The sequence below is a fragment of the Spirosoma terrae genome (assembly GCF_010435915.1).
GTDB classification, from domain to species: Bacteria; Bacteroidota; Bacteroidia; order Cytophagales; family Spirosomataceae; genus Spirosoma; species Spirosoma terrae.
In genome coordinates this window covers 170,854-187,078 of the sequence record NZ_JAAFZH010000006.1, presented here as the reverse complement: position 1 = coordinate 187,078, position 16,225 = coordinate 170,854, and the positions used below count along the sequence as shown (strand labels likewise).

Genomic DNA, 16,225 nt, shown 5'->3' with positions numbered 1-16,225 from the left:
GTTTAATCGTCGGCTGTTGTATATGTCTTGTTGTTCAGGTATAACACCCCAATAACAAAACAAACGGTGGCCACCAGAATGGGATACCATAAACCTTCGAGATAGGGTTTGGCTACCGAACCGGGTGCCGTTTCGTTGGCTTTGGTGGCAGTAGCCACCAGCGCTGTAGCAATAAAAGGAGTTAGCCCTCCAAAAATTCCGTTTCCGACATGATACGGTAAGGACATGGAGGTGTAGCGGATTCTCGTTGGAAACAATTCGACAAGAAACGCTGCAATTGGGCCATAAACCATAGTTACGTAGAGCACCTGTACAAATACCAGAAATATCATCAGCCACAGACTTCTGTCGGGCAGGGTCACCGCTTTGGTCAGTTCGGGCGGAGAAACTTGTGCTGACTTATTGGCCGATGTAACAGTTTTTTCAATGTCTTTGGCTACTAATCCGTCCGTATAAAAATGAGTGGTTGTAGCAGTTGTGAGTAAATCGCCATTGGCCTGTTTGGTCAATTTACGGCTGATGGTTTTGGCGTCCGTCAATTCGTCGCGGATGCTTAAATCGGAGAGACTATACATTTTATCGTAGATCGGCCGATACGTTAGCACGCCGAGCAACATACCCGCCAGCATAATACTCTTACGACCAATCCGATCAGAAAGGCCACCGAAAATGACGAAGAACGGCGTAGCAGCCAGTAGCGCAATCGCGACAATCTCGTTGGATTGAACAAACTCAATGTTACAGGCTTTTTGAATAAACGACAACGCATAAAACTGCCCTGTATACCAGATAACACCCTGACCGGCCGTAGCGCCAAATAAAGCAAGCAGCACCATTTTCAGATTCTGCTTTTTGCCGAAGCTTTCTGCGAGCGGATTTTTCGAGATCTTTCCCTCACTTTTCAGTTTTGAAAACAAAGGCGATTCGGCCATTTTCATCCGAATAACGATAGATACAGCTACCAGCAAAATCGACAGGATAAAGGGTACGCGCCAGCCCCAATCCGAAAATACGTCAACACCCAGTGTTTCCCTGGTAATCAGAATGACGCCAAGCGATACAAACAACCCTAACGTAGCGGTTGTCTGGATAAAACTCGTGTAGAAACCGCGTCGGCCTTCGGGGGCGTATTCGGCTACGTAGGTGGCGGCTCCACCATACTCGCCACCCAGCGCAAGCCCCTGAATCAGACGTAGCAACAGCACGAGCAGGGGAGCCCAGAAACCAATCGTAGCGTAGCCTGGAATAAGACCAATGGCGAACGTAGACCCACCCATCAGGATCAACGTAACGAGGAAGGTATATTTTCGACCAACCAGGTCGCCAAGCCGCCCAAAAACCAGCGCGCCAAACGGACGGACGACGAACCCCGCAGCAAACGTAGCGAGGGTAGAGAGCAGTGAAGCCGTTGGGTTATCTTTTGGGAAAAATTGGGATGAAAGGATGGCGGCCAGACTACCGAAAATATAGAAGTCGTACCATTCAATAAGTGTGCCTACAGATGACGCCGAAATAACACTGAATAGGGCTCTGTTGGAGACAGGTTGCTGGGTTTTGGCTTTTTTGCCGACCATGAGACGGGGACGAAAGAAGATTCTTGTCCATGAAAGCAACCAGGAGGGCAATTTTACCGTATCAATGGATATTGGATGTTAGTGAGTAGATTCGTGCTGGAAAAAGCTTACTGTCTAACATCCAATATCGACGGGAAACAGATTAGGGAGCCAGCCGCTCAATAATCCAGTTATCGTTCTCTTTTCGGTAGCGAATTCGATCATGGAGTCGGCTTGGACGACCCTGCCAGAATTCAATAGCATCGGGAATAACCTGATAGCCTCCCCAGTGAGGAGGACGGGGTATGGGCTGATCGGCAAACCGGAATTCCAGTTCGTGTTGACGGGTTTCCAGAACGTCACGGTTTTCGATAACAGAACTTTGATTCGATACCCAGGCTCCGAGTTGACTACCGCGTGGACGACTGTTGAAATAATCGTCTGATTGTTCTGGGCTGACTTTTTCGACCCGGCCTTCGATACGGACCTGACGTTCTAGTTCCTGATAAAAAAACGTAATAGCCGCGAAGGGATGGCTTGTCAGTTCTTTTCCTTTACGGCTTTCATAGTTTGTGTAAAAAACAAAACCCGTGTCCAGAATATCTTTCAACAAAACGATACGTCCGTCGGGGCGTCCATCTTCCGTAACAGTGCTAATGTACATGGCATTTGGTTCTGGAACATTAGCTTGTAAGGCTGCATTAAACCAAATACGAAACTGAGCTATCGGGTCGGCTAAAACATCGGCCTTGTCTAAACCGTTTAGCGTATATTCTTTCCGTAAATCACTGATTGTCGACGGCATACTATGTGGTTTGTTTAACGGCTTTTCAACGGCTGGAGTACAGGAAAATCCGCATATTGTCGTAGTTTTGCAAAAGTAATCGGTACGTTCCCAACATGGCAAACCAAGAACAGGAAATTAACCAGCAGCCAGAGGCAGCCAATAAGGCCTCTGAAACGCTGGCAGTTAATACCCCCGAAGATACCACGACGACATCTGAACAGGTAGTCGAGGGCACTGAAACTACGTCCGAATCGGTCGATGTTTCGCCAGCTCCATCTGCCCAAACAGAACCAGAATCCGCTGGTACTGAGGAAACAACAAATACACCTAACGACACCCCAACCGCTACTACGATCTCGGACGATACATCGGCTGAGACAGAGGACGCATCGACGGAAGCTACACCAGCTGAACCAGGTACTACGTCTGACGAACTAACTGCAGCTGTGCAGGAGGCTCCAGAGGCCGCGCCAGCTAATAGCGTCGAGGAACCTGCTGCAACAGCGGCTCCGGCTGAAGAGTCAGCTACCGAAACAACGAGCGGTGGTGAAATTTCGGTCGAATACGCTGATATTCCTGACACGGAAGAAGAAAATGCGGCAGAGTCTACGGTCGACTATAGTCAGTTTTCAAAAGCTGATTTCGTTCATTTACTCGAAGAACAGCTGGCGGCCGTTAGTGTAGCAGCCGTAACACCCGGCGACTTTAAGAAGGCTGATCAGGTGCTGAAGGAAGTGAAGCCGTTGTTCGATCAGGTAAAACGGAGCGAACGTGAAACAGCGCTACAGGCCTACATGGCCGACACCGGATCTGAAGAAGGTTTCGAGTATAAATACGATGAGTCGATCCTGCGTTTCGATGATTTGTATAAGCAGATCAAGAGCCAGAAGAATACGTTCTTCCAGAATCTTGATAAAGCAAAGGACAACAATTTTGCGGCTAAAACAGAACTACTGACCCGCCTGCGCGAGTTAGTGGAAACGGATGAAAGCAACGCTGGTGATCCAAAAACAAGCTGGAACGAGTTCAAGAAAATTCAGGACGAGTGGAAAGCGGCCGGCAATATAAATTCACCGCATAACGCTACGTTGTGGGCAACGTATCACGCGCTTGTTGACAGGTACTACAGCAATCGAAATATCTATTTTGAGCTGAAAGAACTGGATCGGAAACGTAATGCTACGTTAAAAACGGAAGTGATCGAGAAAGTGGAGGCAATGGCCAAAGCGGCTGAAGAGAATCCCGTAACTCGCCAGCTTATCGACGAAGCGAATGCTCTGTTTGAAGAGTACAAGCATATTGGTCCGGCTCCGAAGGCTGAACAGGAAGTTCTTTGGGGACGTATGAAAGCGGCTTTGGACGTACTGTACGATAAACGTCGCGATCAGACCAACGAACAACGGAAAGAATCGGCGCAGCTCTACGAAGAGAAATCTGCTATCTACGAAGAACTGATTCCGTTGACTTCCTTTGCATCGAACAGCATTAACGACTGGAACGATAAAACAAAGGTTGTGATGGCGCTTCAGGATCGCTGGAATGCTATCAAAGGGCCGATGCCTCGCGAAGAAGGTAAGGAGTTGAGCAAGAAATTCTGGGCTTCGCTGAAAACGTTCTTCCATAATAAAGGCGAGTTCTTTAAGCAGCTGGAGAGCAAGCGCGAAGAAAATCTGCGGGCTAAAACGGAACTCTGCGAGCAGGTTGAGGCCATTCTTGCATCGGGTGAAGAATCGCCGGAAGCTACGCAGACTGTGATTGAACTGCAGCGCCAGTGGAAGAATATTGGTCAGGTTCCAGAGAAGCAGAAGAATACTATCTTCGATCGCTTTAAAGCGGCCTGTGATGCATTCTTCAACAAAAAGCGCTCGAAAAATCAGGAAACGGAGCGAGAGTTTGAAGCCAATCTGGCCAAGAAAGTTGCCCTTATTGAGCGGATTGAAGCCGCAGCCAATGAAAACGCCGATCTTTCAGAACTGAACGAGTTCAAGAAAGAATGGAATGCCATTGGGTTTGTACCTAAGAAAGACATGCAGTCGACCCAAAAGCGCTATATCAATGCTGTTAATGCGTTGGTTGGTGCAACGGGTAAGATTCCGGCTAAAGATAAAGAGCGCGTCATGCTTCAGAATGAAGCTGAAGTGATTCGTTCGGGTGGCCGCGATCGGGGTGATAATACGTTAAACAAGCGTGAAAACGATATTCGTCGGCGTATTACGGCAATCGAGAATGATATTGCTACATATCGTAACAATATTGAATTCTTTGCCCGGTCGAAAAATGCCGATAAGCTGCGAGCTGATATTGATAAGAAAATCGCTGATGCTGAGAAACAACTGGACGAATTACGCCATCAATTGAAGGTTGTTCAGGCTTAGGAAGGAGTTTCTGCTTTAAATTTTTCGAAAATTTGAAGCAGAAACTTTAGTAAGGTATTGCGTTTTTAAATGTAAAACCCTACTTTTGCATCACAATTCGGGGATAGGTTATTTGATCGCCGAGTTAAAGGGATCGCCAGTGTCGGATAGCGGTCGATTCCGCCTGATTTGTAATCAGGATGCGCAAGCGCGTCGGGGGTTCGAATCCCTCCACTGGCTCAGTAACACAAGCCGCCTTCAGTAATGTTGGCGGCTTTTTGTTTGCATGGAAATTGGTTTATCCCTCATAACTACCAAATCCATACTGCTATTCAAGCAGTTTTGTGGGCTACTGTTTTAGGGTAGTGTAAATAGCTTGATTCTGCTGCTTCCTAAAACAGAATACCAACTTGCGATAGTAATCTGGCACTCGGTAACCCTATTGGAGCCAATCCCCGCCGTTTAATTCCAGCAATTACTGATTAGCCTACCGACGTATCAATAACTTAGGTGATGCTGATTGTGCTATACCGGTCGTAGATCGGATACTAGGTGATGTGCGTTGTCTGTACATGCATCCGGCTGATTAAACTATGTCGTTCGACAGACCGTTAGCCTGATATAGTTTATGCCCTATACATTGTGAGAAAAGCTACGCCCATTTTGCGAATAACGGTTCAGGCTTTTAATAACCTGAAAGCAAACGATCCAATCCGGATGGCTGCGGCAACGGCATTCTTTTCTTTTTTTGCCCTACCTCCCATACTAATTATTCTGAGTCAACTATTTGGCAGGCTACTGCAAGGCAATGATCGGCGAGTACGTTGGCAACTCGTTCGTAAACTAGCCGATTTGTTTGGTGACCAGAGCGCTCGTGAACTACGGATTATTTCGCAAAATCTTCAGCATGCGCCTGATACTACTTTATCGATGGTATTGAGCCTATTTGTTTTGTTACTAGCCTCAACTACCTTGTTTGCCGTTATAAAAAATTCGCTTAATCAGCTTTGGAGCGTAAAACAGGCTGCTACTAGAAACACGTGGTATAGTTTACTTGATCGGCTTATTGCTATTAGCATTATTCTTTTTTCGGGGATATTAATTTCTGCATCACTGGCTATTCATCAAGCATTAGTCCATATCCATGAACAGATACTGTTTGACTCTCTGACGTACGGCTGGATGAAGGCTATGGGTAATCATTTAATCTCAATCGGTACACTGACGGTATGGATGGCTATTGTGTTTAAGTATCTACCCGATATTCGGATTCACTGGTCGGCTGTTTGGATGGGTGGACTAGTAACGAGTATACTCATTGAGCTTGGCGAACAGGTGCTGGATCAACTCTTGATTCAAAGTCCGGTTCGCACCCTCTATGGCACTTCTGGGGGTATCATTCTGGTTCTACTATTTGTTTTTTATGCCTCCTTAATTTTCTATTATGGGGCCAGTTTTACCCGCTACTATGCGGAGTGGATTCACCAGGAAGCCAAACCAGGCGCTCATGCCGTAGCGTATGAAATCACCGAAGTTGATAATAATTCAGTGTCGTAAACTCAGTGACATTATAAGTGATTTATACACGCAGCCAACTCATTGCGCGATAGTTGCGGTTCGTATAAAGGATAAAATAAAAGGACAAGCTAAGATTTCTAGGAGCAGAGTGCTCCTGACTACTGTGCGTCAATAATAGTATGTTCGCATTGTTTAAGTTGACACAAATTACCAGTTCTTAGTGTCTGTTACAACAGGTGCCCCTGCTGACACAATGGTTTGGCTTGTTGGATAAAGTGTATACCTGTTGTCAGGCTCAACCGACAGAACGAATAGTTGGTAGGTATCAGGTTGCATCTCACTGGCTGTGATGTCGGCTTTAAAACCCTTGACAAATAACCTGGAAGGTAGAAAAGCTGCCCTAAAAATTGATTGTTGATTCTGCCACACTGGAAATAAATATGTACGCTTGGAGGAACGTGCTACCAAATAGTTTCCTTCATCTTTTAATCCCTCAGAAGCCATTGTTGTATTGTAGACAGAAAATCCCTCTGCTGTCTTGTTAACACTCAAGCGAATGGGTGATTGCTGAGTTGTACCGAAAATAACCGGCAGTGCCGACTCATAAAAAGCGGTTACAGCGGGTGTGTATTGCTGGGTAATAGGATCAAAAGTCACGTCTGCCTTATTCGTAAGATATGTCCAGTTAAACTGGTTGGTCGTAAGCCAGTGCCGCCACCATATAGTTTCATTGAGAAACGTTAAGTATGAAATAACGACGAATCCTAAACTCCCGATAAAGCCACTGACCAACGTCCAGATAGCTAAACGATTGTTAAGAATTACGACCAGATACACATACAATACTGCCAGCATCGTTAGCGAGTACATTTTATAACGGCTGGTAATTAGTAAGTCCGCTCCAAAACCAGTACGTGCCCAGGCTACTATGAGCGTTGTTCCTACTAAAAAAGCGATACAACTCCAGAAGAAGAGTAGAATGGGTGGCCAGGAATGCGTGGGTCGGTGCGCGGAAGAGAAGACGTAAGAACTGCTATCCTTAATAGACCGCCAATATCGCACAATGGTGCCAAGCGTTATAACAAATGTTGTCAGAGCTAGCAGCCCACCAATAAGCACGCATACTTTTAGGGAAGGACTAACAGGGATGGCTTCTGCAGATGCCCCCATCACGGCAAACCATCCTTTTAGTAGATCAATAGCGCCAGGTTGGACATAAGCAATGTTAACAGGCTTTTCGAAACCAGTAAAATAAAGCGCAAGAACAAAAACGGAGCCTGCTATCCAGGCTATTAATTGCCGAATTCCACGTTTTCTATCCGGATAGTCACCCAGACGTAAGGCAAGAATAAAGATACTTAAAGGCCAAACAAGTAGTCCATTGCCACTGGTGATCGTTGCCAGCACAGCCAGCATAAAAGCCAGACCCAATTGACGCGTATAACTTAAAAAGTAGAACGTTGCCAATACCCATAATACAATGGAAAAGTTTTGTAAAGCGGCCATGCCCCAAAACATGTTTTCCCATTGTGACAAATTAAAGAGTAACAATGAAACTGGCGCAGCGTATAGGATTGGACGACCTGCTCTGTGTACTATGGCTATGAATAAAAGTAGCAATCCTACCAGGCTCAGATTGCCCACAACCATTAGATGAGTGTAACTAAGCTGGTTAAATAACCAGTAGTCGAGCTTTGTAATCAGTCGGTCGTAAACAATTCGATGTTCATTGTGCTGTCGGAAGAGTTGATAAATTTTTCCGGTTAGTGACGCTTCCTGGTCAGAATAAAACAAAAAGGCACGTAGCGCGTGATCATCCCACTTGGGAATACTGATGGCGTAGCTATACCAGGAAATCCCGAAAAAGAGGATTGGCAGGAGTAGACATAGCCAACCTATCAACGGGAACCAGCCCAAAGACCGTTGGCGGGGCGTTGGGCTGGAAGATGGTGCTGACTGCGAACGAAACACGAAAGAGCTGATTAATAACGATATTTGGTACCCTCGAAATCGAAAATGACGACTCTCTTACCTGACTGTCCTTTAACCAAAATGATACGATCGGTCTGTGTAGTATCCAACCGCTGGTAATAAGTCGCGTCTTTGGGAAGATATAAATTAGTGTACTGAGCGTCAATAATCGAATGCCGTGTGTAGGTGTTTTCTACTTCGTCCCGTGGTGCCGTTCGAGGGGATGGGTAAAGCACCGTGTCGCCAGGAGCATACTGTGCCTTAATACGTTCGGCCGCCGTATTGTAGGGGTTTTTTATCCGATAACGCCCATAGTAGGTGTATTTGGGAGCCTGATCCTCATAGATTCGGTACAGAAGCTCACCAATAAAATAGCTCTGAACTAACAAAACAGCTGCTAAAATCACCTTTAGATATAAAGGCTGATGAAAGATGCGCTGGAGAATCAGACCTCCCAAAATAATAGCATAAGGGAAGGAAAAACCCGAATACCGCTGAGTAATGCCATAGGTATGACCATTTCGGACAGCCATTAGGATCAGAAATAGAGTTGGTACGATGGTTAGCAGAACCAGCAAAACTAAAAACTGGCGTTTAGACTGAGCTCTATAGCGGATAGAGGCCAGATAAAGCATATACAAAAAGATAGGTACGGCAGCGGCCACCAGCAAACGAGCTGACTGTACAGTGTAGAGGGCAAAACCAACGACCAATAATGTAGGTACGGCTAATTTAACCCAGCCAGGCGTATTCTGATCGTGAGCACGGGAACCGAAGCGATGAATGATCACCACAGCTGCTGTGCCTAACGCAAAAGCAATGATCAAATTTCGGAAGGCCAGTGTTTCGGTCGAAAAACCATTTGAAAATAAGAACAAGTCGGACCAGATGGGAATGGATTTCTTGACGATGTTCCCTACAGTAGCGGGCAGAATAATGCCAAAACCGTTGTTGTACGGATTCGTATGTGCCAGACCTCCATACAATTTGGCCTGATAGGCCAGTGTTTGAAACGTATATTTACCTCCGCCGAATACAAACCAGGGTAAAACTAAGCTTACTACCCCTCCTAAGTAGCTCATACCCATACCTATATACGTTTTGAGGTCGCGGTTGAACAGTAGGAGATAAATACCATGGCAAAAGAAAATAGTAATGGCCAGGTAATGTCCCAGTGTAGCTAGTGCAAAGGAGAGCCCGTAAGCAATGTAAAGCCCAATCGGTTGTTTGCCCTCGGCGCGTCGGTCCAGTATGCGAAGGAAAAGATAAGTGCCCAGCAGGGTCAAAAAAATAGTCATGCAGTAGTTGCGGGCCATATGGCTGTAGGCAATAAAAAAGGGCTCTACAGCCGCCAGTGCGGCACAGATCAGGGCTAAGGGCTCGGAACGAAAATACCGACGGACCATCCCGAAAATTAGGCCGACTATGAGCGTACTAAACAGAATGGAGGGCATTCGGATCGAAAGATCACTTAAGCCGAAAACCTTAATCCAGGCCCAAAGTAATGCATAATGGCTAGGGCTATTACCAATATCCGTTTGGATAATGGCCCGGATATAATCTTTCAGCGGTTTTTCTTTCCAGAACTCTTTCGGGGTGAAATAGGTCTTGCCTGGTGTGAAAAATACATCGTGCTGGTTATATCCTTCCAGAGATATCCCTTGGGTATTTACAAGGGTAAACTTCTCATCGAGGTATAAGCCGTGTACACTAGCTTTGTGTAGACGTAGAAACAGCGCCATGAGCAGGATACCAATCAGTAGCAGGCGAGTGTACGGGAAAGGTGTGATAACTGGACTGGAACGGCGGGCGCTTATCGTTTGGTGGGCAGCAATTGAAGTGTGGGTCATAATCGACAAAAATAATCTTTTTTGTCGTCACTTGTCTGTATTAAGTTAATTATTTGGTTTGGATTTTTTGTGAGAATTGCTAAGATGGGTTTGGGCAAACATGAGCCTGCTAGACGTGAAAAACTATGCAGAGGTGTCTTAAAAAACCTCGCCCAAATTGAAAAATAAGCCGTGAGACCCATCCAGACCAAAGCCGTAATCAACGGATAGGTTCGTACGTGAAATTTTATTCATCTTAAACCGTAAACCAGCTCCAACCGCCGGAGCAATTTTTTCAAATTGCTTACTGGTTAACTCGGTCACCGTTTGTGCATTGGCAAACACGACGCCCCCCAATAGCCGATTGCTGGAAATACGAAAACGATATTCAGTTTCGGCGTACAACAGGTTTTTTCCTCTAAAACGTCCCTGTATGAAGCCTCTGCCAACATTACCATTGCTATCCCATCCCGTGCTTGGCAAATCTAAAAAGGGAGGAGTGCCACTGACTGTGAATGCATTGTATGACCATATAGCCAGAATATTCTCTGACTGGGCAGGAAAACGTATATATTTTCTGGCTTCGAGAAGCATCGATTGGTACGTTTCGTCACTACCCAACAAGCGAGTATTGGCCCGAAAGACAGCGTTGATGTAAAGACCTCCGTTTGGATTTAGTGCGTTCTGGCGGTTATCGTAGAGAAGGTTAATCGTTGGACCCGACGATATGGAGCGTCCCTGAACACCAGCAGCGTAACGTGAGATTCGGGTGATTTCCCGATGGCTGTTATAGCTATCGATATTCCAGTGAAGGTCGAGTCCGTAGCCGAAACCACCATACAAGTTTCTTGATAAACGTCTTAGTATGCTTTGGTAGAGCCGTAAGTAAGCATAGTCCATATTGATTACCCGGTCGGTGGAGGTATACATTCCCAACCCATACGTAGCTTGTGGGTAATGCATCAATCGCCAGTCGTTATTCCAGACAATTCGGTTGTCTGAACTCCATACAGACGAATTAGTCGTAAAAATAACCTGTTTATTCTGCGTGTACTGAATGTTGCCCGTGATCGATGATAGATTGGCACGCGGTTGCCTGAATGCGGTGTTGATCACAAGTGCAATTAATCCGCGTGTTTGAAGCGTATAGCCGACTTGAGGCAGAACGAGAACAAAACGTTTTCCGTCCAGAAACGAAGTTGAGTCATGCGGAGAAATTGGTAGACCAGGAAACCACTTTCTGACAACGTCAGCCACATCTTTTTCCGGTCTGGGTTTTCGCGGATCGAAGGACGTACTGGTAGTATCGGTGATAGACTGACAGTAAGCCAGATTAGTGTGGGAGAATAAGTGTATAAATAACGAGCCCGTAATAAAGATTGCGAGTGCTCTCATAAGGTGGAAAATGGATAGACTAAAGTAATAGCTTGAAATAGCTGCCAGCGTACAGGACTGCACCAAAAATAAAAACCAATTTTATGCTTTTTGATTGATAATCAGCCGTTAAAAAATAGTTAAAGTGCGAATCGGCTTACTGTATGTTGAGAATTCTTGTGAGCGCCATTGGCAATCAGACGTACTGTAAGGTGTTTGATAAACCTTATGGGCTCGATTGAGTAGCTGCTGGATAATAACTATTGTTTATGAAACAGTATTTTATTGGTAAAAGCGACCCAGGGCAATATATTCTTTTGAAAAAGAAAAATAGAGACGATAGATTCCGTAATTTTGGCAGTTAACCCCAATCATCAACTAATCAATCAGTCTCAATGAGAAGACATTTCCTGACGGCACTACTGGCGGCTGGATTGGCCTATTCTGCTGTGGCTCAGACAACCTTTCCGCGTAATGGTGTCTATGACGAACGGCCAGGATTGTATGCTTTTACCAACGCAACAATTGTCGTTGACCCACAAACGACACTGCAGAATGCTACCCTTTTAATTCGCGATGGCCGTGTTGAAGCGGTAGGTACCAATGTCAGTGTACCCGCCGGAACGGTTATTGCCGATTTGAAAGGGAAACGTATCTACCCAGCCTTGATCGACATCTACTCCGATTACGGCATGCCCGAAATTCCCCGAGCGGCTCCCGGCGGAGGACGAGGTGGCGTACCACAAATCGAGTCGAACAAAAAAGGAGCTTATTACTGGAATCAGGCCGTTCAGCCCGAAAACAGTGCTAGTCAGCTCTTTAAAGCAACACCTGCCAAAGCGGACGAGCTTCGTAAGTTAGGTTTTGGCACGGTACTCACCCACCCACACGATGGCATCGTTCGGGGAACAGGAGCGCTGGTTACGTTGGCCGATGACCGTGAAAATACACTTGTATTGAAATCGGATGCAGCTGCGCACTACTCGTTCAGTAAGGGTACGTCGCGGCAGAGCTATCCGAATTCAATGATGGGTTCGGTTGCTTTGCTACGTCAGGCGTTATACGATGCTGACTGGTACAAGCGGGGTGGCAACAAAGAACAGTCGAACTTATCCCTGGAGGCTTTAAACCGAAACCAATCGCTGCCTGCCATCTTTGAAGGAAACGATAAACTGGGTGTATTACGGGCCGATAAAGTCGGTGACGAGTTCGGAGTGCAGTACATTATCAAAGGAGGGGGCGACGAATACCAGCGCCTTGACGAAATCAAAGCAACGGGTGCTTCGTTAATTATCCCCATTAATTTTCCGCAGCCTTACGATGTTGAAGATGCCTGGGACGCTGACAACGTAGCGTTATCGGAGCTAAAACACTGGGAAATGGCTCCCTTGAATGCCAGTCGGTTAGCCAGTGCTAATATTCCGTTTGCGCTGACAACCGCCGGGCTGAAAAACAAAGCCGATTTTTGGGCAAACCTGCGTAAAGCCATTGAAAACGGTTTGTCGGAACAAAAAGCACTGGAGGCATTAACCACAACACCTGCCAAATTGATGAAGGCTGAGGATATGGTTGGTTCTCTGCAGAAAGGCCGTGTGGCCAGCTTCATTATTACGTCAGGCAATTTGTTCGGTGCCGATAATGTGATCTATGAAAACTGGATTCGGGGCAAGCAGTACATCGTGAATCAGAAAGATGTGGTTGATTTGCGCGGAAGCTGGCAGTTAACGATTGGCAATCAAAGCAACGTAAAGCTGAATGTTACCGGTAAAAGCGCCGATAAGCCAGAATATCAGATTGTTATCGATACCACGAAAATCACTCCTAAAGTTGCCGTTAGCGGAGAAATTATCTCCATTCAGACGCAGCTTAGCCGCCGTCCTGGCTCGGGAACGACTCGTCTGACGGGTTACTTTACTTCGCCAACCAGCGTGAAAGGTGAAGGCGAAACTCCCGATGGAAAACAAATAACGTGGTCGGCCACCAAATCAGGCGATGCGCCATTATCGACCACCGCTGTTACAGCTGCCCGCTCTACGTCGGCTACGTCGTCAACGGCGGTTGTCTATCCGTTTGTTGGGATGGGCAATGCGCAGAAGCCAAAGTCAGAAAATGTGCTGATCAGGAATGCTACCGTCTGGACGAACGAGAAAGAAGGTGTTCTGACCGAAACCGACGTACTGGTTCAGGATGGTAAAATTGCCAAAGTAGGTAAAGGCTTGTCGGCTCCGGCTGGCGTAAAAGTGATCGACGGTACGGGCAAACACCTGACAACGGGGATTATTGATGAACACTCGCACATTGCCTTGCTGACAATCAATGAAGGCGGTCAGACGAGTTCGGCCGAAGTTCGGATGTCGGATGTAATCAATTCGGAAGATATCAATATCTATCGCCAGTTAGCGGGTGGTGTCACTACGTCGCAATTGCTTCACGGGTCGGCTAACTCCATTGGTGGTCAATCGGCCATTGTGAAACTGAAATGGGGTGAGTCACCGGAAGGGTTGTTGCTCAAAGGAGCCGATGGTTTTATCAAGTTTGCGCTTGGTGAGAACGTAAAACAGTCGAATAACCCAAGTGCCGGTGTGCGTTTCCCGCAAAGCCGGATGGGTGTCGAGCAGGTGTATATGGACCACTTTACGCGGGCGAAAGAATATGCAAAAGGCTGGACGACTTATAACAAACTTGGTGCGAAGGAAAAAACAACCGCTATTCCACCCCGCCGGGATATTGAACTGGACGCGCTGGCTGAAATTTTATCGGCAAAACGGTTCATTACGTGTCACTCCTATGTGCAGTCAGAAATTAACATGCTGATGAAAGTGGCCGATTCGCTGGGCTTTAAAGTGAATACGTTTACGCACATTCTGGAAGGCTATAAACTGGCCGACAAGATGGCGAAACACGGTGTTGGTGGTTCGTCGTTTGCCGACTGGTGGGCTTACAAAATGGAGGTGCATGATGCTATTCCGTACAACGCTGCGCTGATGCACCGTATGGGCGTAACGGTTTCCATCAACTCTGACGATGCTGAAATGGCCCGTCGTTTGAATCAGGAAGCCGCAAAAACGGTCGAATACGGTGGTATACCAGAAGAAGACGCCTGGAAAATGGTTACGTTGAATCCGGCCAAATTGCTGCACCTCGACAATCGGCTGGGTAGCATGAAAGTGGGTAAAGATGCCGATCTGGTTCTCTGGAATGCGCACCCATTGTCTATCTATGCCCGCCCTGAAATTACCATGATCGAAGGCGCTACGTATTTCAGCCTGAAAGACGAAGAAGCAAAACGCGAAGCCATGCAGGCTGAACGGGCTCGATTGATCCAGAAAACACTGTCGGCTAAAGCCAGCGGCTCGCCAACGCAGCGCCCAACGTTCAGACGGTCGCGCATGTGGCACTGCGAAGATATCGAGGGTGTCATGGCTGAAGGTGAGGAGGAAGGTAAATAAGGTTTATGGTTGTCAGCATAAGCCGAAAACGTAATCACAATGAAACACATACTAACATCAATATTAGCACTGGGCGTTCTTACGAGCTACGCCCAGAATCCTGCTCCGGCAAGACCGCAGGAGCGGGCAATCGCGCTGACCGGAGCCACCATTCACGTGGGCAATGGTCAGGTGATCCAGAACGGCGTTGTCGTTTTCGATAAAGGCGTCATCACAGCTATCGGCGACGGTAGTACGCCAACTGCCGGTTCTGAAGTAATCAGCGTGTCGGGCAAACACGTGTATCCGGGTATTATTTCTCCGGCTTCGACTGTTGGCTTGCAGGAGATTGGTGCCGTAAAAGCAACCGTCGATAAGCAGGAAATCGGCGAATTAAATCCGAACATTCGGGCTCTGATTGCCTATAATACGGATTCTGAAATTATTCCAACCATTCGTAATAACGGCGTTTTACTGACTCAGGCCATGCCCCAGGGCGGAACCGTGTCGGGAAGCTCAAGCGTGATGATGACCGACGGCTGGAACTGGGAAGATGCGGTTCTGAAAAAAGACGACGGCATCTGGGTAAACTGGCCGAGCTATTTTGCCCGTAACTTCAACTTCGAAGATTTCTCATTGACGATTCAGAAAAATGAGAAACGTACTGAAGCGATGAGTGCCTTGCTCGCTACGTTCGCGGAAGCTAAGGGGTATCTGGCTATGCAGAATCCGACGCCAACAAACCTGAAGTTTGAGTCGATGCGGGGCGTGTTTTCGGGCAAACAGAACCTGTACGTTCGGGCCGATTACAGCAAAGACATCATCGAAGCCGTTAAGTTTGCCAAGTCGCTGGCGATTCCCAAGATCGTTATTGTTGGTGGCGAAGAATCGCATAAAGTCGCTACGTTCCTGAAAGAAAACAACGTACCGGTTATTCTGGGCGAGCTGCACCGGTTACCAAATCGGGAAGACGAAGATGTTGATATGCCCTATCGTCAACCCGGTATTCTTCAGAAAGCAGGTGTTCTGGTAGGATTGAGCTATGCCGATGGCTGGTGGCGGACGCGGAACCTGGCGTTTCAGGCTGGGACAGCAGCTGGTTTTGGTGTAACGGATAAAGAAGAAGCCTTGAAAATGGTTACCTCAAACAATGCCAAGATTTTGGGCATCGATAATCTGGTCGGTACGCTCGAAAAAGGCAAGCAGGCTACGTTGTTCGTGTCGGCGGGCGATGCCCTTGATATGCGCACCAACGTAGTCGAGCAGGTATTCATTCAGGGCCGGAAAGTTAATCTGGACGACCGTCATAAGCGTTTATATAAAACCTATAAAGACAAATACGAGCAGAAGTAGTTTAACAATTACTTAGCGTAACAACAACGGGGTTGCTTTTGAGCGCCCCGTTTTTTTA

At 46.8% G+C, this 16,225-nt stretch carries 9 protein-coding genes and 1 tRNA gene; 5 read left to right on the top strand and 5 right to left on the bottom strand.

The window, feature by feature from the left end; translation table 11 throughout:
* Positions 1–2 precede the first annotated feature (2 nt).
* Together GK108_RS15580 and pdxH are read right to left on the bottom strand one after the other, a co-directional pair.
* Positions 3–1,574, bottom strand: coding sequence for an MFS transporter (locus tag GK108_RS15580; RefSeq protein ID WP_163950125.1), 1,572 nt, complete (start codon positions 1,572–1,574; stop codon positions 3–5).
* A 142-nt stretch (positions 1,575–1,716) separates the two neighbouring features.
* Positions 1,717–2,358 carry a pyridoxamine 5'-phosphate oxidase gene (gene pdxH, locus GK108_RS15575; protein WP_163950120.1) on the bottom strand — a complete coding sequence of 214 codons (642 nt, stop codon included), beginning with the start codon at positions 2,356–2,358 and terminating at the stop codon, positions 1,717–1,719.
* 95 nt (positions 2,359–2,453) lie between these two features.
* Between pdxH and GK108_RS15570 the strand changes: the two genes are divergently transcribed.
* From GK108_RS15570 to GK108_RS15560, 3 genes are all read left to right on the top strand, one after another.
* Positions 2,454–4,715 (top strand): DUF349 domain-containing protein, encoded by a 2,262-nt coding sequence (locus GK108_RS15570; RefSeq protein WP_163950116.1) that lies wholly within the window; start codon positions 2,454–2,456, stop codon positions 4,713–4,715.
* Positions 4,716–4,850: 135 nt separating this feature from the next.
* A tRNA-Thr gene (locus GK108_RS15565) sits at positions 4,851–4,934 on the top strand.
* A gap of 402 nt (positions 4,935–5,336) precedes the next feature.
* Positions 5,337–6,251: a YihY/virulence factor BrkB family protein gene (locus GK108_RS15560; protein ID WP_317166534.1), complete on the top strand. Its 915-nt coding sequence runs from the start codon at positions 5,337–5,339 to the stop codon at positions 6,249–6,251.
* Between the two features lie 168 nt (positions 6,252–6,419).
* On the opposite strand, the gene GK108_RS15555 is transcribed toward GK108_RS15560, so the two are convergent.
* From GK108_RS15555 to GK108_RS15545, 3 genes are all read right to left on the bottom strand, one after another.
* Positions 6,420–8,183, bottom strand: coding sequence for a hypothetical protein (locus tag GK108_RS15555; protein ID WP_317166533.1), 1,764 nt, complete (start codon positions 8,181–8,183; stop codon positions 6,420–6,422).
* Between the two features lie 11 nt (positions 8,184–8,194).
* Positions 8,195–10,033: a glycosyltransferase family 39 protein gene (locus GK108_RS15550; RefSeq protein WP_163950113.1), complete on the bottom strand. Its 1,839-nt coding sequence runs from the start codon at positions 10,031–10,033 to the stop codon at positions 8,195–8,197.
* Positions 10,034–10,171: 138 nt separating this feature from the next.
* The gene (locus GK108_RS15545; protein WP_163950108.1) at positions 10,172–11,407 is read right to left on the bottom strand and encodes a BamA/TamA family outer membrane protein; all 1,236 of its coding nucleotides are present in this window, start codon (positions 11,405–11,407) and stop codon (positions 10,172–10,174) included.
* A gap of 374 nt (positions 11,408–11,781) precedes the next feature.
* Here GK108_RS15545 and GK108_RS15540 point away from each other — a divergent pair, with 374 nt between their 5' ends.
* Complete coding sequence (locus GK108_RS15540; RefSeq protein WP_163950104.1) at positions 11,782–14,835, top strand: amidohydrolase family protein; 3,054 nt, start codon at positions 11,782–11,784, stop codon at positions 14,833–14,835.
* Between the two features lie 39 nt (positions 14,836–14,874).
* Positions 14,875–16,167 (top strand): amidohydrolase family protein, encoded by a 1,293-nt coding sequence (locus GK108_RS15535; protein ID WP_163950101.1) that lies wholly within the window; start codon positions 14,875–14,877, stop codon positions 16,165–16,167.
* Positions 16,168–16,225 lie beyond the last annotated feature (58 nt).